The sequence below is a fragment of the Chryseotalea sp. genome (genome assembly GCF_057350905.1).
In genome coordinates, this window is sequence record NZ_JBMRCF010000004.1 from 33,064 (window position 1) to 56,776 (window position 23,713).

Annotated in this window: 23 protein-coding genes; 16 read left to right on the top strand and 7 right to left on the bottom strand. The window is 40.0% G+C overall.

Features of this window, described 5'->3' with window-relative positions; translation table 11 throughout:
* Nucleotides 1-78: 78 nt before the first annotated feature.
* Both pyrR and ACO1XM_RS06790 read left to right on the top strand, forming a co-directional pair.
* Entirely contained in the window at nucleotides 79-621 is a 543-nt protein-coding gene (pyrR, locus tag ACO1XM_RS06785) for a bifunctional pyr operon transcriptional regulator/uracil phosphoribosyltransferase PyrR (RefSeq protein ID WP_486227175.1), read from the top strand.
* A 3-nt stretch (nucleotides 622-624) separates the two neighbouring features.
* On the top strand, nucleotides 625-1,548 hold the full coding sequence (locus ACO1XM_RS06790) for an aspartate carbamoyltransferase catalytic subunit (RefSeq protein WP_486227177.1): 924 nt from the start codon (nucleotides 625-627) through the stop codon (nucleotides 1,546-1,548).
* Between the two features lie 63 nt (nucleotides 1,549-1,611).
* Here the strand turns inward: ACO1XM_RS06790 and ACO1XM_RS06795 are convergent, their stop codons facing one another.
* Nucleotides 1,612-1,989, bottom strand: a complete 378-nt coding sequence (locus ACO1XM_RS06795; protein ID WP_486227179.1) for a hypothetical protein — start codon at nucleotides 1,987-1,989, stop codon at nucleotides 1,612-1,614.
* 62 nt (nucleotides 1,990-2,051) lie between these two features.
* Complete coding sequence (locus ACO1XM_RS06800; protein ID WP_486227181.1) at nucleotides 2,052-3,017, bottom strand: zinc dependent phospholipase C family protein; 966 nt, start codon at nucleotides 3,015-3,017, stop codon at nucleotides 2,052-2,054.
* A gap of 91 nt (nucleotides 3,018-3,108) precedes the next feature.
* Here ACO1XM_RS06800 and rpsT point away from each other — a divergent pair, with 91 nt between their 5' ends.
* From rpsT to ACO1XM_RS06850, 10 genes are all read left to right on the top strand, one after another.
* Nucleotides 3,109-3,363, top strand: coding sequence for a 30S ribosomal protein S20 (gene rpsT, locus ACO1XM_RS06805; protein ID WP_486227183.1), 255 nt, complete (start codon nucleotides 3,109-3,111; stop codon nucleotides 3,361-3,363).
* 114 nt (nucleotides 3,364-3,477) lie between these two features.
* On the top strand, nucleotides 3,478-4,179 hold the full coding sequence (radC, locus tag ACO1XM_RS06810; protein ID WP_486227185.1) for a RadC family protein: 702 nt from the start codon (nucleotides 3,478-3,480) through the stop codon (nucleotides 4,177-4,179).
* Nucleotides 4,176-5,420 carry a serine hydrolase domain-containing protein gene (locus tag ACO1XM_RS06815; RefSeq protein WP_486227187.1) on the top strand — a complete coding sequence of 415 codons (1,245 nt, stop codon included), beginning with the start codon at nucleotides 4,176-4,178 and terminating at the stop codon, nucleotides 5,418-5,420. Before radC ends, ACO1XM_RS06815 begins: the two co-directional genes overlap by 4 nt.
* Nucleotides 5,421-5,464: 44 nt before the next feature.
* A complete protein-coding gene (locus ACO1XM_RS06820; RefSeq protein ID WP_486227189.1) occupies nucleotides 5,465-6,082 on the top strand; it encodes a DUF1684 domain-containing protein in 618 nt (205 codons plus the stop codon).
* Nucleotides 6,083-6,167: 85 nt separating this feature from the next.
* A complete protein-coding gene (gene pheT / locus ACO1XM_RS06825) occupies nucleotides 6,168-8,582 on the top strand; it encodes a phenylalanine--tRNA ligase subunit beta (protein ID WP_486227191.1) in 2,415 nt (804 codons plus the stop codon).
* Between the two features lie 49 nt (nucleotides 8,583-8,631).
* Nucleotides 8,632-8,928 carry a hypothetical protein gene (locus ACO1XM_RS06830; RefSeq protein ID WP_486227193.1) on the top strand — a complete coding sequence of 99 codons (297 nt, stop codon included), beginning with the start codon at nucleotides 8,632-8,634 and terminating at the stop codon, nucleotides 8,926-8,928.
* A gap of 14 nt (nucleotides 8,929-8,942) precedes the next feature.
* Nucleotides 8,943-9,230: a cell division protein ZapA gene (locus tag ACO1XM_RS06835; protein WP_127122577.1), complete on the top strand. Its 288-nt coding sequence runs from the start codon at nucleotides 8,943-8,945 to the stop codon at nucleotides 9,228-9,230.
* Nucleotides 9,231-9,286: 56 nt separating this feature from the next.
* Nucleotides 9,287-10,855, top strand: a complete 1,569-nt coding sequence (rny, locus tag ACO1XM_RS06840; protein WP_486227195.1) for a ribonuclease Y — start codon at nucleotides 9,287-9,289, stop codon at nucleotides 10,853-10,855.
* A gap of 281 nt (nucleotides 10,856-11,136) precedes the next feature.
* Nucleotides 11,137-11,664 (top strand): RDD family protein, encoded by a 528-nt coding sequence (locus tag ACO1XM_RS06845; protein WP_486227197.1) that lies wholly within the window; start codon nucleotides 11,137-11,139, stop codon nucleotides 11,662-11,664.
* Between the two features lie 8 nt (nucleotides 11,665-11,672).
* Nucleotides 11,673-11,957, top strand: coding sequence for a GNAT family N-acetyltransferase (locus ACO1XM_RS06850; RefSeq protein ID WP_486227199.1), 285 nt, complete (start codon nucleotides 11,673-11,675; stop codon nucleotides 11,955-11,957).
* Between the two features lie 53 nt (nucleotides 11,958-12,010).
* Here ACO1XM_RS06850 and dnaN read toward each other — a convergent pair whose 3' ends face one another.
* The 5 genes from dnaN to gldA form a co-directional block, all read right to left on the bottom strand.
* Nucleotides 12,011-13,135 (bottom strand): DNA polymerase III subunit beta, encoded by a 1,125-nt coding sequence (gene dnaN / locus ACO1XM_RS06855; protein WP_486227201.1) that lies wholly within the window; start codon nucleotides 13,133-13,135, stop codon nucleotides 12,011-12,013.
* A 76-nt stretch (nucleotides 13,136-13,211) separates the two neighbouring features.
* Complete coding sequence (locus ACO1XM_RS06860; RefSeq protein WP_486227203.1) at nucleotides 13,212-14,129, bottom strand: DUF4340 domain-containing protein; 918 nt, start codon at nucleotides 14,127-14,129, stop codon at nucleotides 13,212-13,214.
* Nucleotides 14,130-14,141: 12 nt separating this feature from the next.
* Nucleotides 14,142-15,830 (bottom strand): gliding motility-associated ABC transporter substrate-binding protein GldG, encoded by a 1,689-nt coding sequence (gldG, locus tag ACO1XM_RS06865; protein WP_486227205.1) that lies wholly within the window; start codon nucleotides 15,828-15,830, stop codon nucleotides 14,142-14,144.
* Nucleotides 15,824-16,552: a gliding motility-associated ABC transporter permease subunit GldF gene (gene gldF, locus ACO1XM_RS06870; RefSeq protein WP_486227207.1), complete on the bottom strand. Its 729-nt coding sequence runs from the start codon at nucleotides 16,550-16,552 to the stop codon at nucleotides 15,824-15,826. The genes gldG and gldF overlap by 7 nt, the downstream gene beginning before the upstream one ends.
* Nucleotides 16,549-17,487: a gliding motility-associated ABC transporter ATP-binding subunit GldA gene (gene gldA, locus ACO1XM_RS06875; RefSeq protein WP_486227209.1), complete on the bottom strand. Its 939-nt coding sequence runs from the start codon at nucleotides 17,485-17,487 to the stop codon at nucleotides 16,549-16,551. The genes gldF and gldA overlap by 4 nt, the downstream gene beginning before the upstream one ends.
* Before the next feature lie 184 nt (nucleotides 17,488-17,671).
* On the opposite strand from gldA, the gene ACO1XM_RS06880 reads away from it, so the two are divergent.
* The 4 genes from ACO1XM_RS06880 to ACO1XM_RS06895 all read left to right on the top strand — a co-directional run bounded on the left by ACO1XM_RS06880 (nucleotide 17,672) and on the right by ACO1XM_RS06895 (nucleotide 23,709).
* Entirely contained in the window at nucleotides 17,672-19,123 is a 1,452-nt protein-coding gene (locus tag ACO1XM_RS06880) for a DUF5106 domain-containing protein (protein ID WP_486227210.1), read from the top strand.
* Nucleotides 19,124-19,435: 312 nt separating this feature from the next.
* Entirely contained in the window at nucleotides 19,436-19,903 is a 468-nt protein-coding gene (locus ACO1XM_RS06885) for a hypothetical protein (RefSeq protein WP_486227212.1), read from the top strand.
* Nucleotides 19,904-20,013: 110 nt separating this feature from the next.
* Nucleotides 20,014-21,294, top strand: coding sequence for a DUF5690 family protein (locus tag ACO1XM_RS06890; protein WP_486227214.1), 1,281 nt, complete (start codon nucleotides 20,014-20,016; stop codon nucleotides 21,292-21,294).
* A gap of 207 nt (nucleotides 21,295-21,501) precedes the next feature.
* Nucleotides 21,502-23,709 carry a 7TM diverse intracellular signaling domain-containing protein gene (locus ACO1XM_RS06895; protein WP_486227216.1) on the top strand — a complete coding sequence of 736 codons (2,208 nt, stop codon included), beginning with the start codon at nucleotides 21,502-21,504 and terminating at the stop codon, nucleotides 23,707-23,709.
* The last annotated feature ends 4 nt before the right edge of the window (nucleotides 23,710-23,713 follow it).

Sequence of the window (23,713 nt, forward strand, 5' to 3'; positions counted from 1 at the left end):
CTCATTAGTAAGCATTATGGTAAAAGCCTTATCTTTGCATGCTCACGCTAGGGCTGTAGCGTTAGTTTTAAAACGGCTATGCAAAAGAAACTCATTCTTGATTCTGATCTGCTCGATATCACGCTAAGCCGTCTTTGCCAACAACTTATTGAAAACCACAATGATTTTGCCGAAAGTGCTATTCTGGGGATGCAACCCAGGGGTATTTACCTGGCCGAGTTAATCCATCAAAAACTTGAGAAGGCGCTTCGCAAAAAAATAGACCTTGGCTATCTGGATGTAACTTTCCACCGTGACGATTTCAGGAGAAGAGAAATACCAGTAAAAGCCAACGAAACCCGCGTGCCCTTCATCATTGAAAACCGAAATGTGATTCTGATTGATGATGTACTCTTTACCGGGCGTACGGTTCGCGCAGCCATGGATGCTATGATTGCTTTTGGCAGACCTAAAAAAGTTGAATTACTCGTACTCATTGACAGAAAATATAATAGAGACCTGCCTATTGCTCCGGATTATGTTGGCAAAGCGGTAAACACCCTTGCTTCACAACGCGTACAGGTAGAATGGCAGGCACAAGGAAATAAACAAAACAAAATCTGGTTGATCAATCAAGAATAAACTATGTCAAGACTCAGTCAAAAGCATCTGCTCGGTATTAAAGATATTACCCGCCAAGACATAGAGTTAATTTTTGAAACTGCTGACAATTTTAAAGACGTTATTAATCGCCCGATCAAAAAAGTTCCTTCCCTTCGCGATGTTACTGTAGCCAATGTCTTTTTTGAAAATTCTACACGAACACGGCTTTCTTTTGAACTGGCTCAAAAAAGATTATCCGCTGATGTGATCAACTTTTCTGCATCCAATAGTTCCGTAAAAAAAGGAGAAACATTATTGGATACAGTAAACAACATCCTGGCCATGAAGGTGGACATGATTGTGATGCGCCATGCGAGTCCGGGAGCTCCACATTACCTCTCCAGGCATATAAAAGCCAATATTGTTAACGCAGGCGATGGCACGCACGAACATCCAACGCAGGCACTACTGGACACATTTTCTATTCGCGAAAAACTCGGTGGCGTTGAAGGAAAGAAAATCGCCATTATTGGAGACATCTTACACTCAAGAGTAGCGCTCTCCAATATTTTCGCACTGCAAAAATTAGGCGCTAAAGTAATGGTTTGTGGCCCACCTACTTTGTTGCCAAAATATATTGCACAATTAGGGGTTCAGGTTGAACTTGATGTAATGAAGGCACTTCAATGGTGCGATGTCGCCAATGTGCTACGCATACAACTGGAGCGCCAGCAAATAAAGTACTTCCCTTCTTTACGAGAGTATTCTCTTTACTATGGTATCACGAAGAAAATACTTGACTCACTGAAAAAACAAATTGTAATCATGCACCCGGGACCCATTAACAGGGGTGTGGAATTAAGCAGCGATGCAGCCGATTCGCATCACGCCATCATACTTGATCAGGTTGAAAACGGTGTTGCCATAAGAATGGCTGTCATGTACTTACTTGCCGGTCAGGTGTAGGCATAAAAAAAAGCCACAACACCAGATTGTAGCTTTTTCACATTTCTTGGCAAGCAACTCCGGTTACTGACCGCCCTCTTTTTTAGCAGGCTTTTTTGTTTCCTTAGTTGCCTTTTTTTCAGCAGGTTTCTTTTCGGCCTTCTTATCTTCCTTAATCTTAACTTTATCTGCTTTATCTTTTTCCTTGGCTTTCTTCTTTGCCTCTTCACTTCTTTGCTCACCAAAATCTTTACCTTCCTTATTGTCTTTTTCTTTTCCGTAGGCATTACCGTCAGCCGACTTTTCGTCTTTGGCTTTTTCGTCCTTATTTTTCTCTACCTTCTCTTGTTTCTCTTTCTTCTCTTTTTCTTCTGTTTTAACTGGCTCTTGTGCATAGGCAGCCGATAGTGCAAAAGCGCTCAGCATTAAGCTTGCGAATAATAGATTCAATATTTTTTTCATAATCTTCAATTTAAAGTTTTGACCAATACCTTAATATACAAAATAAAACATTAAAAATTACATCACTCTTCGTGAGCTCTTGCTTTTAGCTGTTCTGTTTTCCACAGTTTCAACTCATCACGTCTGCGCATCAATTCTTCCTCTGTAGGTTTATAGCTGATGAACTTTTTCAAATCAGGTTGTCCCGCATCTACCCAGGCGGTGTACCAGAAATCTGCAATCATTTTTATGGCGATGCGTAGTTGTCGTTCAACCATTTTATTAAGCGCAGCATGGTATGCTGCTGAGAATTCCTTCGAGTAAACCTTTATAGTTTGCTTGCCTCGTGTTTCAAAAGAATATTTCCGATCACCAAATAAGGCTGATAGATTGCGCTCAATACTCAGCACACTATCCACTTTCAAGTGCGCACTGCTAATACCTTCCCAAATAGTAAGCTGGGGTTGTTTCAGATACTCGGCTCTCCCCACAAAAAAACTGTATTCATTTGCAAACAATTCCGGTAAACGTGATTCCCAAAAACCATGAATACCATATTGATTGGTTAGCTGCCCATTATAATTCTCGGTTGTATGCAGAGGCACATTTGCATCCGCAATGTAATGCCCAAGTTCAGCAGATATTTTTAGTATAGCAGATGGATCTTGTACCGTAAAAGCATCTTTAAGACGATGGTACATGGTGTTTATATGCCAGGGCACAATGCCATATTCCTTTAATGTATCCTCAGAAAATTTTTCGACAGCCTGTTTCCAATACCGGGGCATAGTAGCCCAGGCACTGTCACCGTAGTGATCAAGGTCTATATAATGCCTCGAAGCCTCGTCCACTACTGCCAATCTTCTCCGGTCTGGGTTTACCGAAGCTTCTGCCAGATACTGAATATTCGCCTTATAAAAGCCTACCATCTCTGGTGGTAGTGAGAAAACAGCTTGCCTGTTTATCATTGGGTGCCCGTAAAAACCCCAAAAATTCACTGAAAAAGCACATAAAAGACCCGCTAAGGGAAACAGAGCCCATTTTTTCATAAGGTTAAGATAGGAAATTCAGCAATTTTCTCCGCTACTTTTGCAATTCCCACAAAAGGCCTTACCTTTGCACTCCTTATTGCTAAAAGATATGGCAAACCACAAATCAGCAGAGAAAAGAATTCGTGCAAACGAAACAAAACGTTTAAGAAACCGCTATCAGCATAAGACCACCCGTACTGCGGTGAAAGGTCTTCGTGCAGCTAAGACTAAGGCAGAAGCTGAAGGTCTTTTAAAAGAGGTTTCTGCAATGATTGATAAGCTTGCAAAGAAAAACGTCATTCATTGGAAAAAAGCAGCTAACCAGAAGTCAAAACTGGCTAAGCAAGTAAATAAACTGGCTTAATCTCCGGGAAATATTTATAAAATCCTTTCTGATACACTCAGAAAGGATTTTTTATTGTCTAAACCTGAGCTTATTACAACATTTTAGAAATACTGCAATCCTTAATTTTAAAGGATGCAGGAGACTCCGCATAAAACATTGGGGATAAAAAAATGGGCTGCAGAAGACCGGCCCAGAGAAAAACTCCTCCTCAAAGGAAAAGCGTCACTTACGGATGCGGAATTAATCGCCATTCTGCTCGGCACGGGCACAGCATCATTCAGTGCCTTAGATCTCGCCAAGAAAGTACTGCAAACCAGTGGCAACAACCTTGATGAACTGGCCAGGTTGGATATCCCCGACTTAATAAAAACAAAAGGGATAGGCGAAGCCAAAGCCATTACTATCGTGGCTGCACTAGAGCTTGGACGAAGACGAAAAGAATTGGCATTCATCGAGAAGCCAAAAATTACTTCTTCAAAAGATGCCTTTGAACATATCAGTGCTGAGTTGATGGATTTACCTCGTGAGGAGTTCTGGATAATACTTACCAATAGGGCCAACCGCATTGTTAAAAAACAACAGATAAGCTCAGGTGGTGTAGCCGGCACTGTGGCCGACCCCAAGCTCATTTTTAAATTAGCAGTAGCAGAACTGGCTAGCGGCCTCATATTAGCGCATAACCACCCCTCAGGCAATCTCTATGCAAGTCAGGCAGATATTGCCCTTACCAAAAAAATAAAAGAAGCAGGCAATCTGCTGGAAATACAACTACTTGACCATATCATTGTTGCAGGCAAAAGATATTTTAGCTTTGCAGACGAGGGTATGCTATGAAAGTAAAAAAGAAGATTCTTGGTATCGCTATTTCTGTAATGGTTCTTTTTGTTCTGTACACATTGCTGAACAACAAATTTGCGAGTGTAAAGAAAGAGGCGACAACCAAAAGAAACAGACCCAGCGCTGATGCACCTGTTAATCCTCACCTGATCGCATTAGCAAATGAATTTGATTCTGCTTTTCAAATACTAATGAATAAGCACAACCAGCCTGGTGCTTCTATTGCCCTCGTATACGATTCCACCATCATTTTATTAAAAGGGTATGGCTTAAAGGAAGTTGGAACAAAGGATAGCGTGGATATTCATACCGTTTACAGACTGGCTTCGGTTTCAAAACCTTTCGCATCTTTTTTAACAGGTATTCTAGTTGAAGATAAAATACTGGATTGGAATCAAACCGTATTGCAACACTGGCCAGGGTTTAAATTAAAATCCTCAGAGTACACCAAAGCCGTCACCATACGTCATGTGCTTTCGCACTCCACAGGTTTACCTTATCACACCTACACCAACATGATTGAAGAGGCGCTGCCCTTTGATACCCTTCTAAGCTATCTGCGCGATATAAAACTGGTAAGTGAACCAGGCGTTTTATATAGTTATCAAAATGTGGGCTACAGTTTGATTGGAAAGGTGGTGAGTGAAGCAACAAACAAAAGCTATGAAACACAATTGCTGGAGAAGGTTTTTAAACCCTTGGGTATGACCAACGCCTCAACCAATTACCTGAGTTTTGTAAGTAACAGTAACATTGCTCAACCCCATATTTTCAGTCGCGGAAAGTTTAGGGCCACCATTATTCGTGATACGTATTACAACGTATCCCCGGCAGGCGGTGTTAATGCGAGCATCCATGATATGGCCCAGTGGCTGAAAGCTTTATTAGGACACAAAGAGGAGATTATTAAAAAAAGCACCATCGATTCACTCTTTACCCCACAAGTATTGGCCAATTCCAGAAATAGAAATTTTAATGCGTGGCAAAGGGTAAGAAAAGCATATTATGGTTTGGGATGGCGCGTTATTAATTTTACCCGCGACACGATGGTATACCACGGTGGCTATGTAACCGGATATCGCAGCGAAGTAGCTTTACTTCCATCTGAAAAAATTGCCATTTGTGTACTTACCAACGCACCGGGTAGGGTGGCAGACACAAGTCTGCCGCTCTTCTTCCAGATTTTTGACAGACATCGAGAGGCCATCAGAAAATGGAAACCAGAAACTAAAAAATAATATCGGAACAGGAGAACTAATCAGGATCACTAAAACAAACTATCATGAAACAAAAAAATATACTGTTTATCCTTTTTGTTATTGTGGCACTGATCATTGTATTCTACGCCATGCAACCTACAGGCACCAGTGAAGAATATAAAAAACAAATTGTTTCTGCTCGCAAAGACAGAGATGACTACATGCGCAACAATGCCGAATCACCTTTTGCGGACAGTGTGGAAACTTTTAAAGGTCTCTCCTATTTCGAACCAGATGAAAAATTTCGGATTTCTGCAAACCTCATTCCTGTTGAAGATAAAAAAACGGTAACCTTACCAACCAGTGATGGCCTTGAGACAAGGTATTTAGAATATGCCTATGCTGAGTTTAAAATTGACGGTGAAGCTTGCCGTCTGCTCATCCTTGAAATTATGGATATGGGGCCCACACGCGGCACACTATTTCTGGCCTTTGCAGATGCCACCAGTGCCAGTGAAACCTATGGTGCAGGGCGCTACCTGGATATTAATAAAGTACCCGGCAGCACTGCTGTTACACTCGACTTTAATAAAGCCTACAACCCGTACTGCGCGTATAACGACAGTTTTTCCTGTCCTTTTCCCCCCAAGGAAAATATCCTCAACGTAGCCATACGGGCGGGCGAAAAGGTCTATCATTAATTCATGTAAAAGCCCTATTTTTGAAGGATAATCTTCAACCTTCTGTGTGTTTAATATACAAAAGGGTTGATCACGCGATTTTTTTATGAAAATTTCTTACAACTGGCTTAAAGAATACATCAGCATACCCGAAAGTGCAGAAGAGATCGGTAAGGTATTAACCTCAACTGGTTTAGAGGTAGAAAGTGTCGAGCACTTTGAAACGGTAAAAGGCGGCTTACAAGGTGTTGTTATTGGCGAAGTGCTTACTTGTACCAAACATCCCAATGCAGATAAATTATCACTCACCACAGTTGATGTTGGCAATGGAAAAATTCACCCCATCGTTTGTGGTGCTGCTAATGTTGCAGCTGGTCAAAAAGTAGTAGTTGCTTTACCTGGTGCTACGCTGTATCCCAGCAAAGGCGATCCCTTCACGATTAAATCTGCCAAAATCAGGGGTGAAGTAAGTGAAGGCATGATCTGCGCTGAAGATGAAATTGGTTTAGGTGATAGTCACGCAGGTATTATTGTTTTGCAGACCAATGTACCGAATGGTACACCTGCCTCGTCATTCTTCAATATCCAAAGCGATTATGTAATTGAAATCGGCTTAACACCCAATCGCGTTGATGCCGCCTCACATATTGGTGTGGCCCGCGATATTAAAGCATCGCAGAAAGGAGAATTAACATTACCAGCCGTTGATGCATTTAAGGTTGACAACAATAATCTGAATATCTCAGTAAGTATTGAGAATAAAGAAGCCTGTTTGCGTTATTCCGGTTTGAGTATGACTGGCCTTACCGTAAAGGATTCTCCTGACTGGCTTAAGCATAAATTATTAGCCATTGGTATTTCACCCATTAATAACATTGTAGACATCACTAATTTTATTTGTCATGAACTGGGGCAACCCATGCACGCTTTTGATGCTGCTAAAATTGACGGCAACAAAGTTGTGGTGAAAACACTCCCCAAAGGAACAAAATTTACTACCCTTGACGGAAAAGAACGCGAACTGCAGGATACCGACCTGATGATCTGCAATGCCAGCAAAGGCATGTGTATAGCCGGTGTATTTGGTGGCGCTGATTCGGGCATCAGCCAAAGCACAACTTCAATATTTTTAGAAAGTGCCTGCTTCTCCCCCGATGCTGTGCGCAAGACATCTTTGCACCACAGCATCAAAACAGATTCTTCTTTCCGTTTTGAGCGTGGCACCGATCCCAACATGACTGTATACGCCTTGAAGCGCGCAGCCCTGTTGATTAAAGAAGTGGCTGGTGGTAGCATCAGTTCTGATATTATTGACGTTTATCCGGTTAAAGTTGAAGACAGGATCATTCGCATAAAAGATAAAAACGTAAACCGCCTGATTGGTAAAGCACTTACACGTGCTGAAGCAACCGGCATATTGGAAAGGCTGGACATTAAGGTAATAGACAGTAAGCAAGACGAGTACACTGTGTCTGTACCACCTTACCGAGTGGATGTTGTACAGGAAGCTGATGTAATCGAAGAAATTCTTCGCATCTATGGTTTTAACAATATCGAGCTGAAAGAATTTGCAGGATCAGATTTCATTTCCTCTTTCCCGGCAAAAGACATTAACAAGTTCAGAAATACACTTGGTCAGCAACTGGTGGCGAATGGTTTTTATGAAATCCTTACCAACTCACTTACCAACGCGGCCTATCAACAAAAGCACAACATCACTTTTGACGGTGACGCTGTTGAAATGCTTAATAAACTCAGTGAAGAACAGGGTATTTTACGTCAAACTATGTTATTTACGGGCCTAGAAGTTTGTGCCTACAATATTAACCGCAAGCAAAAAGACCTGAAGCTTTTTGAGTTTGGTAAAGTGTACACAAAAAAGAATGGTAAATACGAGGAAACCGAACGTCTTGCCATGTACATGTCAGGAAATATTGAAGCAGAAAGCTGGCAGCAAAAATCACAAGGCCTCACCTACCACAACCTGGCACAAATGGTAAATGGCATTTTACAAAAAAGCGCCATAGATGATGTGAAACTTGAAAAAGTTGAGGATCCGCTTTTTGATTTTGCAGTAAGCATTACCCATGGTAAAAAAGAAATAGGCAGAATAGGGAAAGTAAAAACCACCTTGCAACGCGATATGGGCATAAAGCAGGAGGTTTTCTATGCCGACCTGAGTTTTGCATCCCTTTTCGGTCAGTCAAATCCGGTGATAAGCCTTAAAGAGGTGCCCAAGTTCCCTGAGGTGCGCAGAGACCTCTCGCTTGTTATCGATAAAAATATTACTTTCGATACTGTTGAGACGCTCGCACGCCAGACAACTAAAGCATTATTGAAAAATGTAAATCTGTTTGATGTGTACGAGGGCGACAAGCTGCCAGCCGATAAAAAGGCCTATGCGCTGTCATTCTCTTTGCAGGATGAGCAGAAAACCCTTACCGATGGGGAGATTGAAAATGTAATGAATAACCTTATTAAAGCTTACGAAACAAAAATCGGAGCTGTTATTAGAAAATAATTGATAAATTGAAGGGTTAACCAGGCTTACCCTCAGAAAAACAGTATAAATGAATCAGGAAACTCTAAAAAACAACCTGCAAGGTCTAGAGCGCAAACTGCAGATACTGGTAGGCGAACATAGAAGTTTAAAAGAACAGGTTACCCTGTTAAAACAAGAGAATCAGGAACTTAAATCAGGGTTGAGAAGCCGTGATGAGCAGTTGCTCAATTTTAAAAATCAGATAAAAATCTCTAAAATTGTAGATAATTTAAACCCGGAAGACGGTAGTTCTTCGGAATTAAAGAAGAAGGTAGAAGAGTATATCCGCGAAGTGGATAGATGTATAGCGTATTTGAGCCGATAATTGTAAGTGTGTTGATGGAGGATCTTTCAATAAAAATCAAAATTGCCGACCGTGAGTATCCGATGAAGGTAAAAAGACACGATGAAGAACGTGTCCGTACTGCCGGAAGGTTGATTAACGAAAAACTGAAGACTTACAAGGAGCAATTCGGTATTGACGATAAGCAAGACCTGCTCGCGATGGTTGCTTTCGATTGTCTGGTAGATAAAATGACAGTGGAAGAAAGTCATCAGGAAATAGATCAAACTGTTTTCGAGAAGGTACATCAACTTAATCAACTGGTTTCCCAGTCTATACTCTAATCTTTTTCAATTCTATTGCTGCCGTTAGGGACATATAAACCCTAATAAATATTCTTATGTCAGCAACTATAATAACTATACTTACCTGCGCCCTTGCCACCATTGGCCTGAGCATGGTAATTGGTACTTTACTCTATAAGCGCAAGTATGCCAAAAAGCAGCGCGATGTAGAAGAACGCGCCAGCTTAACCCTGAAAGAAGCTGAAATCGAAGCTGAAAACCTGAAGAAAGACAAAATCCTGGAAGCCAAAGAGAAAATTCTGAAAATGAAGACAGAATTTGAAGAAGAAGCTAACAAGAAGAAAAACATCATCATCGCCAATGAACAAAAGATTAAGCAGCGTGAGCAAACCATCAGCAAGGAACTGGAAAACCTCAAGCGCAAAGAGACTGAGATTGATGAGCTAAAGCAGGATTTACTTCAGCAAGGTGAAGTAATCAAGAAAAGAAGAGAAGAACTGGAGAAATTCAACCAGCAAAAAATCAAGATACTTGAGGATATATCCAAGCTTACCGCTGATGATGCCCGTGAGCAGCTTATTACTTCATTACGCGATGAAGCTCAGACAAAAGCTTCTTCTTACATCAAAGACATTGTAGAGCAAGCCAAACTTACCGCTACAAAAGATGCTAAGAAAATTGTTATCGATACCATTCAACGTACAGCTACTGAACACGCCATTGAAAACTGTGTGAGTGTTTTCAATATTGAAAGCGATGATATTAAAGGTAAAATTATTGGTCGAGAAGGCCGTAACATCCGCGCGCTGGAAGCAGCTACAGGTGTAGAAATCATTGTTGACGATACCCCAGAAGCCATCATCATTTCCGGTTTCGATCCGGTAAGAAGAGAGATCGCTCGTCTTTCATTACACAGATTGGTACAAGACGGACGCATTCACCCTGCCCGCATCGAGGAAATTGTAGCTAAGACTACTAAAAACATTGATGACGAAATCATTGAAACAGGTGAACGCACCGTGATCGATTTGGGTATTCACGGTTTACACCCTGAGCTGGTGAAGATGGTTGGTCGCATGCGCTTCCGTTCTTCATACGGACAAAATCTATTGCAACATTCACGCGAAGTAGCCAACCTTTGTGCCATTATGGCCAGCGAACTTGGCTTAAACGTAAAGCAGGCAAAACGCGCAGGCTTACTCCACGATATTGGTAAAGTTTGGCCTGAGGAGTTAGAAAAGCCACACGCTATTGTGGGTATGGAGCTGGCACAGAAATACAAAGAGCATCCGGCCATTTGTAATGCCATTGGTGCCCACCACGATGAGATAGAAATGACTCACATCATTTCGCCAATCATACAAGCTTGTGATGCCATAAGCGGTGCAAGACCTGGTGCGAGACGCGAAGTGATGGAACAATACATCAAACGCCTGAGAGAGCTAGAAGACTTAGGTTTAAGCTTTGATGGTGTGGAGAAATGTTATGCCATACAAGCCGGTCGTGAATTACGTGTATTGGTCGATGCCGAGAATGTAACAGACGAACGCGCAGGGCAGTTAAGCTTCGATATCTCTCAAAAGATAGAACGCGACATGCAATACCCTGGTCAGATTAAAGTAACGGTGATTCGCGAGAAGAGAGCAGTAGCTTACGCGAAATAAACTACGATACCTCGAGTATCGTTACACGAAGTCAACCTGTTGGTTTTAAATACCAACAGGTTGTTTTTTTATATAGAAAATCTTTAACTTTATTAACGATCTCAAAAAAACAACTTCTTTAAACCATAAATGGCCTTCGTTAAAGGTTTTTATTGGATGATTGGCTAAACAGTGTGATTCTACTTCAAAAAATTAAGATTGAGTTGGCTCAATTTGTAGTTGATAAAACTATTCGAACTGAAAATGCAAAAAGGAAGTTAAAACACTTGCTGTAATTCGTCATGAAAATAATATTATACTGGATTCGTATTGGTGCATTACTGATTGACTTTTTGTTAATCGCGCTTTATGCTACTTGTCTTTTTGGTGTCGTATACTTTTTTACGGATGACAGGCCACTTGTCTTTTCTCCTTACATGGGTCAGCTAGTGGCTTTTCTTAGTCTTACACTACCTGTTCTATTGTACTTAATCTGTTTTGAATATAGTAGTAAACAAGCTTCATTAGGCAAGCAAATTTGCAAACTTCAGGTTCATAACATTAATGGCGGAAAAGCTTCGCTCCAATCGATAATTATAAGAAATGTAGTTAAGCTCTTGCCATGGGAGATTGCGCACGCTTTCGTGCAGGCACTTTTTTACTTTATACATAAGAATGAAGAACCACCAATCTGGGTATGGATTGGTTTAATAATCCCTCAGCTTGTTGCCTTCATCTATTTCATTACTCCGGCTTTAAATAAAAAAGGAAGAGGAGTCAATGATTTGATAGCAAATACTATTGTTGTACGAGAAACTTCACGATCTTAATCTGATACATGGAAATAAAACACAGAGAAATAGGTTCCAAGGGCTTGTTCTATATAGAAATCGATAAGGAGAAACTCGCGGAGATGACTTATAGCAAAGCCGGAGATAAACTCATTATCATAGACCACACTGATGTAAGTGAGAAACTAAAAGGTAAAGGCGCAGGTAAACAATTGGTACAGGCTGCCGTAGACTATGCCCGTCAACATCAAATCAAAATATTGCCGCTTTGCCCTTTCGCTAAATCGGTATTCGACAAAACACCTGAATACAAAGACGTACTGAATGCGTAGCAAATAAAAAAGCCATCTTACGATGGCTTTTTTATTATTGGTTAAGCTTAGTGTTAAACGTACTGGTTCAACATCACAGGCATTACCAACATCAATATATCTTCATTCTTATCTTTTTCTACAGGCAAAATTACACCGGCCTTATTGGGTGCCGACATGGTTAATTTAATCTGGTCTGTATCAATATTGTTCAACATCTCAATAATGAACTTGGCATTGAAACCGATCTCGATGTCTTCACCTTCATGTTCGCATGACAGACGCTCATTCGCTTCGTTAGAGAAGTCTAAATCTTCAGCAGAGATTTGTAATTCACTGCCTGTAATTTTTAAACGAACCTGGTGTGTAGTTTTGTTAGCGTAGATAGAGATACGTCTCAAAGCACTTAACAAATCCGTGCGACCGATAGTCATCTTGATATTGTTGTTGCTTGGAATTACATTTTCGTAATCAGGATAACGCTCATCAATGAGGCGGCAAATCATTTTAATGTTACCGAACTTGAAATAAGCGTTAGACATGTTAAAGTCGATGCTTACCGGCATGTTCTCTGAAGGCAACGTTGCCTTCAATAAGTTTAAGGCTTTACGTGGAATGATAATGGCATTACCATTTTCAGAGGTAATGTCATTTCTGCGGTAACGAACCAAACGGTGGCCGTCAGTAGCTACGAAAGTGGTATTTTTTTCACCCAGGTTAACGTAAACACCTGTCATAGCCGGACGTAACTCATCGTTGCTGGTAGCAAAAATGGTATTGTTAACCGCCCGTGACATTACTTCAGAAGAAATCTCAGCAGAGAAGTCATTCGATACAGTAGGTACTTTAGGGAAATCTGTTGCGTTTTCGCCTGAAAGCTTATAACGACCATTATCAGAGATAATTTCAACGCTGTAAGTAGACTCATCGATAGAGAAGGTTACAGGCTGCTCCGGCAGGTTCTTTAATGTTTCCAAAAGAATTTTAGCAGGAACGGCAATATTGCCTTTTTCCTTAGACTCAACCTGCAATTCGGTAATCATGGAGGTTTGCAGGTCAGAAGCAGTCACCGTCAGGCTTCCTTTTTCCAATTCGAAAAGAAAATTTTCAAGGATAGGCACAACCGGGTTAGTGGTGATTACCCCGTTAATATTAGAAAGCTGCTTAAGCAGATAAGCCGAGTTAACAATAAACTTCATGCTGAGTTGGTTAAAGTTTTAGAGGGCGTAAAGTTAGAAAGAAATGGCAATTTTAAAACCTGCTTTTTTAAAGCTCCTAGGCCTTTTTTCGAAAGAATTCGCGGTTTTTTACCAGACGGGCCAACTTGCGGTTATCGATCCAGGCCAGGTGATTTTCTTTTACCCGGCAGGCTGTTTTTCCGGCCTGCACATAAGGCAAAATTGAAAGACTATACATTCGGTTTGCTATATCACTTACCTGGATGGTGAGCACAGGTACTACATCCTTCAAACTATCTGTTTCTATAAACTCATCCACCGTTAATAAAGAAACCGCATCGAGGAAATCGTTGAGCTTAGTAGTGTCTGTAGGTAAATTGTTGATGGCAAAGTAATCTTCTTGGAGACTTATCGTAAAGTTATTATCACCTCTGTCAGGATAGGTTACAGCCAAATCCCGGAAGTTCGACCAATTGAAGGCAAATACATATTTATCCCACCATTGCTTTTCTGTCAGTTCAAAAACACCGGAAACATATACACGGTAACCAGGTATGTTCATTAGGTAAGCCTTACCTGTTTCATCAATAAAATAAGCTTCCGTTTTTTTAGCATTGCCACCGGCTGTAAAGCTTTTGCGCAGTACCTCACCTTCAAAAAATTTCACGCTAATACCACATGCTTTTACTTCAACTGCGATAGAATCATTCCTGTTCTCAGCGAGTGGACGTTTTACTTCTGCCTGCAATACGGTTGCAAATAAAACATCAATCATGTCGCGGTCAGCAGGTACGGTATCATTAACCATCCAACGGGTGCCGTTAAATGTTAATATGACTTTGCCTGTAGCAGATGCTAACTCAACACGGTTGATGACTTTAGTGTCGGCTAACTGAAACAAGTCTTTATTTTTTACCTCCTCACCTGTTTGATTACCTAAAAAATAAAGCGCTGTTGTCATGGCTACTAGAACCAATAGTACGGCAAACAACAGCTTATTTCTTTTTTCTTGCATCTCAGTTAATAATTAAAAGCTGGCAAACTTTTTCTTTCTTACAAATGCCCACACGATACCAAACAACACAATTACCATAATGGGCGCTGCCACATTCAACATTTGCCAGTACAATCTTTCTTGTTTTACTTTCTCCCTATCCAAAGGTCTTATTTTAACTTCTTTGGTTCTGGCTGTCAGCAAACCATTATCCTCCACCAACCACGACACCGCATTAACCAGTAAATCTAGATTAGCAAAAGTGTAATTAGAGAAACGATCGAAACCCAGGGTTTGTGCCTGGCCTGTACGGGGGTTAACATCATTGCGTGCCATATCCCCATCCGAAATTAACATCATCCTGGCAGGCTTACTACTTTCAAGTATCGTTGTGGTTTCAACGCCTTCGGGCACAAAACGATTTTTAAATAAGGAGGGGAAAGAACCCTCAGCCAAATAAGCAATTGGCAGGAATGATTGCTGAAAATCCTGTGCCTTCAGATTATTTCTGATGTCGTTGATACTTACACGAACAGGTGCAGTTAATGTTCTGGCATATTGCGAGCTGAATAAAACTGGCGTGCGCTTAACCTTAGTTACGTTAACTGTGTCAATGCTGCTGACAAACCTGGTGAGTACAGCATCAAGGTTGCGTGTAATTTCGTGCTCGGCATAGCGATTCACCAGGGGGAAGAAGGGCCAATCCATCAACTGAATTTGTGGTTTATTACCAGCCATGCCTGTTACCACCGGAAACAAAGCTGCTGCGCGGTCTTGAATTAAATCAAGGTTTATGCGAAAACCATATTTAAACAATTGATCATCCAGGTTAAGGTCGTAAGGAAAAGCAAAGTAATCCTCGCGGGAAGCGCTGTCGGCAGAAGCCTCGAGTTTATCAATGAGCAAGAGCAGATTTCCGCCCTTCATTAAGTATTGATCCAACAGAAATTTTTCCTGCTCACTAAACTTTTGCTGAGGTTTGGCAATAATAAGGGCATCAAAATTATCAAGCACCTGCGCATCATTCAGCAATGTTTCTTCCACATCAAATTTATCCTGCAAAGCATTGGTTAAACTGCTGATGGCGGCTCCACTAAGCTCTGCATGGCCCTGCACCAATCCAATTTGTTTGCGCTCATTATTACTTAACTTATAAATCGCGTTGGCTAATTCGTACTCAACACCTTCAATCGCCTGATTAATTACACCCTCAGAACCACCTTCAGCACTATTGCCTTTCAGAAGATTCACTCCGGTTTCAAAACCATCGTAAGAGATAAGTGCTCCCGGAAAAATAATTTTCTCCACTCGTTGGCCATCCTTATTATCGATAACATTTCTTGGCTGAACACCGCGGGATGCCAGGTCTTGCATAAATTCATTACGTGCTTTTTCACCAAGCGCAGTGCCCGGATCGGTAAACACAAAGCGCACCTTGCCCTTTGAGTATACACGGAACTCTTCCAGAATTTCTTTTATCGAGCGCTGAAAGCGGGTAAAGCTTGGATTTAAGTCTCCTGCTAAAAATACTTCGACATACACAGGCTCTTCAAGTTTTTCTAGCAGTGCTTTGGTGGGAGCTTTAATACTAAATCTTTTCTCTTCTGTGAGATCAAGTCTTACAAAATAATAGGAGGCCAACAAATTGATGAGCAATAACAGCACAAAGCCATTGGCCAGCAACAATACATCACCGAGTTGTTTACTTTTCCAATTTACCATGAGCGCGAGGATAAAATGGTTTTAGTAATCAGTAACATAAAAAAAGAGAGGCTGATAAAATACAACACATCACGACTATCAATCAAACCTCTGCTTAATGTTTCGTAATGATATAAAATACCAGCCTGTTTAATGAGCAAGGAAATATTGGCTGACGAAGCGAGTGATGAAGCCGAATGTAATCCACTGAAAAAGATAAAACAGAAAAAAGCTGCTATGATAAAGGCCACAATCTGATTGGTGGTGATGGATGAAGCTAACAAACCAATCGCACAGAAAACGCTGCTTAAGAGCAAAAGTCCTAGATAAGATCCTGTCACAGCTGAAGTATCAATGTTGCCCGCTGGATTCCCCAATGCGCTGATGGAAAAATAATAGATAAGGGTTGGTAGCAGTGTGATAAATACCAATGCTAATGATGCCAGAAATTTTCCGAAAATAATTTCCCACTCACTCAGCGGTTTGGTGAAGAGTAAATCCAGTGTACCATTTCTGCGCTCCTCAGCAAAAGAGCGCATAGTAATGGCTGGTATTAAAAAAATAAAAACATAAGGTGCTAATGAGAAAAGTGTGAGCATATCTGCAAAACCATAATCAAGCACAGACGTGTCGGGAAAGACCCATACCAGTAAACCCATGGCTGTTAAGAAAACAACCATAACCAGGTAGGCAATAAGTGAATTAAGAAAAGAGCGGAACTCTTTAACAAATACTGACCTCATGCTTCAATATTTTGTTTGGTAAGTTCCTGAAAAATATGCTCGAGGTTTTGCTGCTCTTGCTTAAGGCTGAGCAAGGATAAATTCTTGTCTGCAGCTATTCTGAATAAAGCTGCGCGTACATCTACCCCTGGGTCGCTTTCTATTCTGAACTTAATGGTGGCTTCATCTGGCCTGGAAATTCTGCGCACAAAGCTTATACCTGCAATCGTATTTAATAATGATTCTTCCACAGTACCTTCAAATTCAACTGTGCAAACTTGATTATCGCTTTTGTTCAGCAAATCTTTTAAGAGCGAGTCTGTAACAATCTCGCCTTTGTTAATGATTACCACGCGTTCACACAAAGCTTCTACTTCCTGCATAATGTGTGTCGAAAAAATTACGGTTTTGTTATGACTTACTTCCTTAATCAATTTTCGTATTTCTACCAATTGGTTAGGATCGAGCCCCGAAGTGGGTTCATCTAATAATAAGACCTTAGGGTCGTGCAACAGTGCCTGTGCCAAACCAACCCTTTGCCTATACCCTTTCGATAAGGTTTCAATTTTTTTGTTTTGCTCTCTTACCAACCCACATTTCTCCACCATCTCTCCCACCTTCAGCTTCAATTGCGTACCCTTTAAACCATGAAGACTCCCCATAAATTGCAGGTACTCATGTACAAACATGTCTAAGTAAAGGGGGTTATGTTCGGGTAAATAACCGATTAATTTTTTTACCTCCATCGGCTGTTCCGCTACTGAAAAACCTGCTACGTATACCGAACCTTCTGATGCCGGGATTAATCCTGTACTAATCTTAAAGGTGGTTGATTTACCGGCCCCATTCGGCCCCAAAAACCCCAATATCTCGCCTTCATTTACTGAGAAAGATATGTTGTTAAGGGCGCGCTGGGCACCATAGGTTTTAGTAAGCTGATTTACGGTGAGGGACATGGTAGTTTAATCGCACAAAACTATTAAAATTATCATGATTTAACGGAGATACAATAAAGGTTCAATTTCTGTTAAATAGTGTTAAGTGCATCTTTTTATCGCCTCATTTTTCATTTTTCGATTACCTTCGCACAGAATGGCCTATTAATTGCCACTAAATTAACTCGTTATTAAGACCAAACATATGAAACGGTTTTTCTTATCTGTTATTATTGCAATCTCCTCAACAGCTGTTTTTGCACAGGCGCCTGCCTATAAACTCGACTTCAAAATTGAGGGACTCAACGACACCACTCTTTTATTGGGGCATTATTACAGCGAAAGTACTTATGCAAAAGACACTGCCAAATCAGTAAATGGTGTTTTCAGTTTTGACGGTAAAAAACCGCTTCCCCCCGGGGTTTACTTTATCATTAAAGGCAAAATCAAACTCTTTGAACTGTTAATTAGTAATAATCAAAAGTTTCAGATGGCAACTTCCACCAAGGATTATGTTGCTAACATGAAAGTGACGGGCGATTATGATAATCAATTGTTTTTCGAAAGTATGCGTTCCAATGTTGGCTGGAATGTTGAAGCTGAGCCGCATGTGAAAGTAATGCAAGACAGTACCGCCAGCGAAGCGGCTAAAAAAGCTGCCAGAGAAGCCCTGACTAAGATTAATGATAAGGTAATGGCTTATCAGGATGGTATCATTGCCAAATATCCGGAATCATTTACCGCCAAGCTTTTTAAAACCACTAAAAGAATTGATGTACCCGAACCCCCTAAACGACCCGATGGCAGCATTGACTCTACTTTCCAATTACGTTACTACCGGGAACATTACTTCGACAATTTCGATCTAAGTGATGAAGCATTGATTCGTTTGAACCGAAATCTCTACAAAGAAAAAGTAGATGAATACCTGGATAAATTATTTGTTCCGGAAGCTGATACCTTGACTGCGGCCATCAACAAACTGATTGCTAAAACAAAAAAGAATCAAGAGGCCTATAAATACCTGACCTGGATCTGTTTATTGAAATACCAGCAACCCAAATATATGGGGCTTGATCAAGTGTATGTAAACCTGTACGATAAGTATTATGCTTCAGGTGAAATGAATTTCTGGGTAAATGATCAACTCAAGAAAAATTTAAAAGAACAGGCCGACCGTATTCGCTCCAGTGCCCTGGGCAAAAAAGCCAATAACCTTATTCTGAAAGATGTAAATGGCAACATGCGTTCGCTACACAGCATGACCAACAAATATACTGTACTCTTTATTTTCGATCCGGATTGTGGCCATTGCAAGAAGGAAACACCCAAGTTGGTCGATTTTAAAAACACCACTAAACTCGATGTCGGTGTTTATACCGTTTCTGCTGATACTTCCATGACTAAAACACAGAAGTATGTGAAGGAAATGAAGATGGAGAAGTTTGTTAATACATGTTTCTATTACAGTGCCGTTGGTAACTACCGTGATTTATATGATGCGGAGACCACACCAACCATTTACATACTTGATAAGGATAAAAAAATTATTGGGAGAAAAATTCCTGCTGCCGAAGAAATCGGACCCTTCATTGAGCGTTACGAAAAGTTTGAACAAGCAAAGGCCAAAGCAGCAGCAAGTAAAACATCGCCATAAGGTCGACATATACTGCCTGCACAATTCAATTGCCCTACATACCTGTTAATCAGGTGTGTAGGGCTTTTTAATGTAGTGTGTACTGGTTTCATATAAGGCGAGTGAGTCATGATTTACCAATATGTACTTACATTAAGCGAAGTCATCCCTGCAAAACCAAGGTTTCCATAACATCCTTATTCAATTATGCACAGGGCTTTTAACCCGATTCACTACACAAATTCCCCGGTTCATCAGTTTTTTTTCACTTTTTTTGGCTTTATGTGCAACTATTTACCCTTGTAGGAGTATCTAAGAAGTAAATTGTTTTGTATGGCATTCCTAGACACCCTATTCGCAAAGAAAAAACCCGCTTTAAAGGCTCAATGTCCGATCACGAAAGAAAGCATTGATGCTGGTTATGGCTACATGCTGACCACTGCAGAGGTTATTTCTTCAAAAAAATACTGGGATATGGTGATGACAGAGCCTGAGACCATGTCATACACGGTCTCTCATTTTAAAAATCAAAGCAGTGGTACGCACATGAGAACCATCATTTTTGAAAAGTACTCATCCATGGAAAAGCCCTGGATGGTATCGGATTCTTGCATGAATTTGTTTGAAGAAAATGTCGACAAGAAAAAAGCGAGAGAACGTGCACAAAAATGGTGGGAAAGTCAGGGCAATTTTATCCCGGAACAATCTGGTTCTGCTAATGAAGTACTTGATTCATCAACATTTAAAAATTGGAAAGATTATGCAGTGCTTGAGGCAGGGCGTAATCGTGTAATTCTATAAAGACACCTTTCATAGGTTTAGGTTTGAATGACCCTTTCTGCAGACGGTACGAAAGGGTTTTTCTTTTTGATACTGGGGATAAATGATACCTTTAACAAAACCTATTCGACTTGAAAGCAGTTTCTCCTATAACACAATGGCTCAGCCGGACTAATGGTTTCTGGTTTTCATGCTATACAGCAGTTGCTGCTTTTTGTTTATATACCTGCATTTTTGCTTTGCGCAAAACCTTTGGGGTAGCCACCTACGAAAATAATGTTGTTGCCGGAGTTGATTTTAAGGTATGGATGGTCATCTTCCAACTGATTGGCTATATGCTATCCAAGTTTATAGGCATTAAGGTTGTTTCTGAGTTAGGCGCACATGCCCGGGCAAAAGGCATTTTAATAATGGTGAGTATTGCAGGCCTTTCATGGCTTTTCTTCGCCCTTACACCCACGCCTTACAATCTAATTTTTCTATTCTTTAATGGTTTGCCTTTAGGCATGGTATGGGGCATGGTGTTTGGCTATTTAGAAGGTCGCAAGTTTACCGAAGTATTGGGTGCCAGCTTATCAGTAAGTTTCATTTTTTCATCAGGCTTTGCAAAAACGGTTGGCGGGCTCATCCTGCAGGCGGGTATTTCTGAATTCTGGATGCCATTTGTTTCGGTTTGTTTATTCTTCATTCCTTTACTCATCTTTCTCTGGTTGCTGGATAAAATTCCGGCACCTACAGCAGAAGATGAAGCCCTTCGCACCAAGCGATCACCCATGTCGCGACAAGAGCGAATTCGTTTTGCCCTGACTTTTCTTCCAGGCTTGATATTATTGATTCTTGCTTATACCTTGCTTACCGTTTATCGTGATTTTCGCGATAACTTCTCTTCCGAGATATGGATATCATTGGGTTATGGTGATAAGCCGTCCATCTTTAGTTCCACAGAAATACCAGTCACCATTGTTGTATTGATCGTCATTGCAAGTCTTATGCTGATCAAAAACAATTACAAAGCACTTATGGTCAATCACATTATTGTGCTTATTGGCTTTGTTACAGTTGGCCTGAGCACCTATGCATTTCAGGAAAAATGGATTAATGCACCAACCTGGATGGTCTTGATTGGCATGGGCTTATACTTTGGTTACATTCAGTTTAACAGCATATTCTTCGACAGGCTCATTGCAACCTTTAAATATGTAAGCACTGTAGGTTTTCTCATTTATCTGGCTGATTCAATCGGATACTTAGGCAGTGCCTCTGTACTATTTTACAGAGAGTTCGGACAGAAGCAATTAAGCTGGCTGGAATTTTTTATGTCTGGTGGTTATGTCGTTTCAATTGCCGGTAGTACACTCATCATTCTATCGCTGCTTTACTTCAGAAAAAAATTCAAGTCTGTTATTGTCTAACATGCTCTATTACTAATCACAAAATCAGAGCCAATTCATATACAAATTGGACTAAATTCTAATGCCTTAAAAATAAGGTATATATAACTTTATATTCAGCTTAGTAACCAGTTGGCAAATACTTTTATTGGTTTTGTTAAATGCGCAATCTAAAATTTTACAGACCTGCAAAATATTTGAATTGATACATAGCCATAATTAAAGCATGTGAAGTTAGCGACCCTTTTAGGAATTCTACTAGCTGCCACTCCGTGGTGTAGTTCAGCACGTCCTGTTCACACCAAAACATTAGAAATTATTTCAGACAATCAACAATATAGAGTAGAAGATTATAGTACTTTTTATTTTGATGAGAGCTCAAAACTAAAACCTGAGCAAGTACTTAAGCTATATCAGGGTAATAATTTTAAACCCTTGACAAGAGTCAATACCAACTTCACTCATAGCATTGGCACAGTTTGGCTTGCGTTTGAAATTGAAAATATGAGTGACAAAGAGCTTTATCTCAACTTCAGAAGTATTTACCTGGAACGGATAACCGTTTACTCCTTTCTGGCTGAAAATCTGATGGAGGGGGCTACAGTAGGTTCATCACTCTCCTTTAAAATGAAGGATATTAAATCTGGAGGCTACATTCTTGAAATTCCTAGTTCAATTACTCGCGATAAACATCTTGTACTTTGTGCAATAAAAATTGATGATAAAGCTCCTATGATAATCAGAGGGGAAATAGGCACGCTTAGTACAATTATAAACAACGACAGAATTCATGAGTCTGTAACCATGGCGATAATAGGTATTCTCCTGATTATGCTATTCTATAATGCCTGCCTTTTTATTGTTACTGGCGATGCATTGTATTTCCATTACTGCTGTCATCTTATATCATCAGTCATTGTAGTAGCCTGGGTTAACGGATTACTCTTTGAATGGATTTGGCCAAACAATCCAGAGTATAACAAGTTTACATGGCCGATAGCGATTTACTTTATAACTCAGCTGATTTTTATTAATCGCATGCTTCAGGTAAATATTTTTTTACCAATAATCTACAAACTGTCTTTTGTATTCAAGGGGTTATTGGTCTTAACACTATTCACTTCATTTACACATATCGGTATTAGTTCAGCCCTAATTTTTGGATCCGGCATAGTACTTCCACTGTATTATGTGTTTCTCATTTTTTCATTAATCAAAAGAAGAGAAAGGATTATATACATTTTTATTCTTGGATGGACACCAATGCTTATCGTTACACTTTTCAACTCCTTAATGACTATTGGTCTATTTAACTATACCGAAGTATTTGGATTACATGGAGTCGAAATTTGCCTTGCATGGGAGGTGGCAATATTTTCATTAGCCCTTGGTTATCGTTACAATCTGATCAAACAACAAATCATTTCAGTGCAGGAGGAAAATTTGAGCATTATTGAAAACCAAAGATCATTATTGGAAAAAATGGTTTCAGAACGGACGGAAGAAATTTTAGCACAAAATGAAGTGCTTATCAGAAACCAGGATCAGATACAAATGCAAAATGAAAAACTTGAATCTCAAAACCGTGCCTACGAAAAACTAAGAGAACTCGTACTCAAACAAAATCAAAATCTGGAATCGGCTGTTAACAAGCGAACTATAGAGCTTGCCGATGCAAATCAAGAATTAAAGAATAATCTGAGAAAAATAGAAAGGTTCAATTTTATAGCAGCCCACAATCTTAGGGGGCCCGTAGCCAGAATTCTGGGACTTTGCATGCTTATTGAAAAAGAAGAGCCCGAGAAGGATAGTATTAATTATCAAATCATTGAAAAACTTAAATATTCAACTAAAGAATTAGATGTAATTATTCACGACCTGATTTTAATTCTAGATATTCAATCACAAAACGATAAAAATTACAAAAAGATAAATCCTGTTGAAGCAATTCAAAAAGTGCTGCAACAATTTAGCAATGAATTAAAAAAAGAAAATTTTCAGATAGATTTTAATAGTTCTGTTGATATCATAACTGTAATCCCTGAATACTTTGACAACATTTTCATCAATTTAATATCTAATTCCATAAAGTATAAGACTCTTAACAACGAAAAGAAAATAACAATTGGGATCGAAATGATCGAGCGTAACATAATTATTGACTATCATGATAACGGAATAGGTTTTGAAAGTGCCCATTTCGAACAAAAACTTTTCGAGCCCTTTCAAAAGTTTCATGCAAATTCAGATGGAAAAGGCTTAGGTCTCTTTCTAATAAAAAGCCAAATAAGTGCCATGGGTGGCAAAATTAAACTTTGGAGTAAACCCGATATGGGGATAAACATTACTATCCACCTACCAGATCATGTATTGAAAAAATCAACCTATTCGGATACCAGTGATGGTAAAGCAAGCATCGCTAAAAACAACCACTAGTTTC

What these genes read in the sequence shown, in the direction of transcription:
- pyrR (WP_486227175.1), top strand. Translation starts at nt 79, where the DNA reads ATGCAAAAGAAACTCATTCTTGATTCTGATCTGCTCGATATCACGCTA.
- ACO1XM_RS06790 (WP_486227177.1), top strand. Translation starts at nt 625, where the DNA reads ATGTCAAGACTCAGTCAAAAGCATCTGCTCGGTATTAAAGATATTACC.
- ACO1XM_RS06795 (WP_486227179.1), bottom strand. Translation starts at nt 1,989, where the DNA reads ATGAAAAAAATATTGAATCTATTATTCGCAAGCTTAATGCTGAGCGCT.
- ACO1XM_RS06800 (WP_486227181.1), bottom strand. Translation starts at nt 3,017, where the DNA reads ATGAAAAAATGGGCTCTGTTTCCCTTAGCGGGTCTTTTATGTGCTTTT.
- rpsT (WP_486227183.1), top strand. Translation starts at nt 3,109, where the DNA reads ATGGCAAACCACAAATCAGCAGAGAAAAGAATTCGTGCAAACGAAACA.
- radC (WP_486227185.1), top strand. Translation starts at nt 3,478, where the DNA reads ATGCAGGAGACTCCGCATAAAACATTGGGGATAAAAAAATGGGCTGCA.
- ACO1XM_RS06815 (WP_486227187.1), top strand. Translation starts at nt 4,176, where the DNA reads ATGAAAGTAAAAAAGAAGATTCTTGGTATCGCTATTTCTGTAATGGTT.
- ACO1XM_RS06820 (WP_486227189.1), top strand. Translation starts at nt 5,465, where the DNA reads ATGAAACAAAAAAATATACTGTTTATCCTTTTTGTTATTGTGGCACTG.
- pheT (WP_486227191.1), top strand. Translation starts at nt 6,168, where the DNA reads ATGAAAATTTCTTACAACTGGCTTAAAGAATACATCAGCATACCCGAA.
- ACO1XM_RS06830 (WP_486227193.1), top strand. Translation starts at nt 8,632, where the DNA reads ATGAATCAGGAAACTCTAAAAAACAACCTGCAAGGTCTAGAGCGCAAA.
- ACO1XM_RS06835 (WP_127122577.1), top strand. Translation starts at nt 8,943, where the DNA reads ATGGAGGATCTTTCAATAAAAATCAAAATTGCCGACCGTGAGTATCCG.
- rny (WP_486227195.1), top strand. Translation starts at nt 9,287, where the DNA reads ATGTCAGCAACTATAATAACTATACTTACCTGCGCCCTTGCCACCATT.
- ACO1XM_RS06845 (WP_486227197.1), top strand. Translation starts at nt 11,137, where the DNA reads ATGAAAATAATATTATACTGGATTCGTATTGGTGCATTACTGATTGAC.
- ACO1XM_RS06850 (WP_486227199.1), top strand. Translation starts at nt 11,673, where the DNA reads ATGGAAATAAAACACAGAGAAATAGGTTCCAAGGGCTTGTTCTATATA.
- dnaN (WP_486227201.1), bottom strand. Translation starts at nt 13,135, where the DNA reads ATGAAGTTTATTGTTAACTCGGCTTATCTGCTTAAGCAGCTTTCTAAT.
- ACO1XM_RS06860 (WP_486227203.1), bottom strand. Translation starts at nt 14,129, where the DNA reads ATGCAAGAAAAAAGAAATAAGCTGTTGTTTGCCGTACTATTGGTTCTA.
- gldG (WP_486227205.1), bottom strand. Translation starts at nt 15,830, where the DNA reads ATGGTAAATTGGAAAAGTAAACAACTCGGTGATGTATTGTTGCTGGCC.
- gldF (WP_486227207.1), bottom strand. Translation starts at nt 16,552, where the DNA reads ATGAGGTCAGTATTTGTTAAAGAGTTCCGCTCTTTTCTTAATTCACTT.
- gldA (WP_486227209.1), bottom strand. Translation starts at nt 17,487, where the DNA reads ATGTCCCTCACCGTAAATCAGCTTACTAAAACCTATGGTGCCCAGCGC.
- ACO1XM_RS06880 (WP_486227210.1), top strand. Translation starts at nt 17,672, where the DNA reads ATGAAACGGTTTTTCTTATCTGTTATTATTGCAATCTCCTCAACAGCT.
- ACO1XM_RS06885 (WP_486227212.1), top strand. Translation starts at nt 19,436, where the DNA reads ATGGCATTCCTAGACACCCTATTCGCAAAGAAAAAACCCGCTTTAAAG.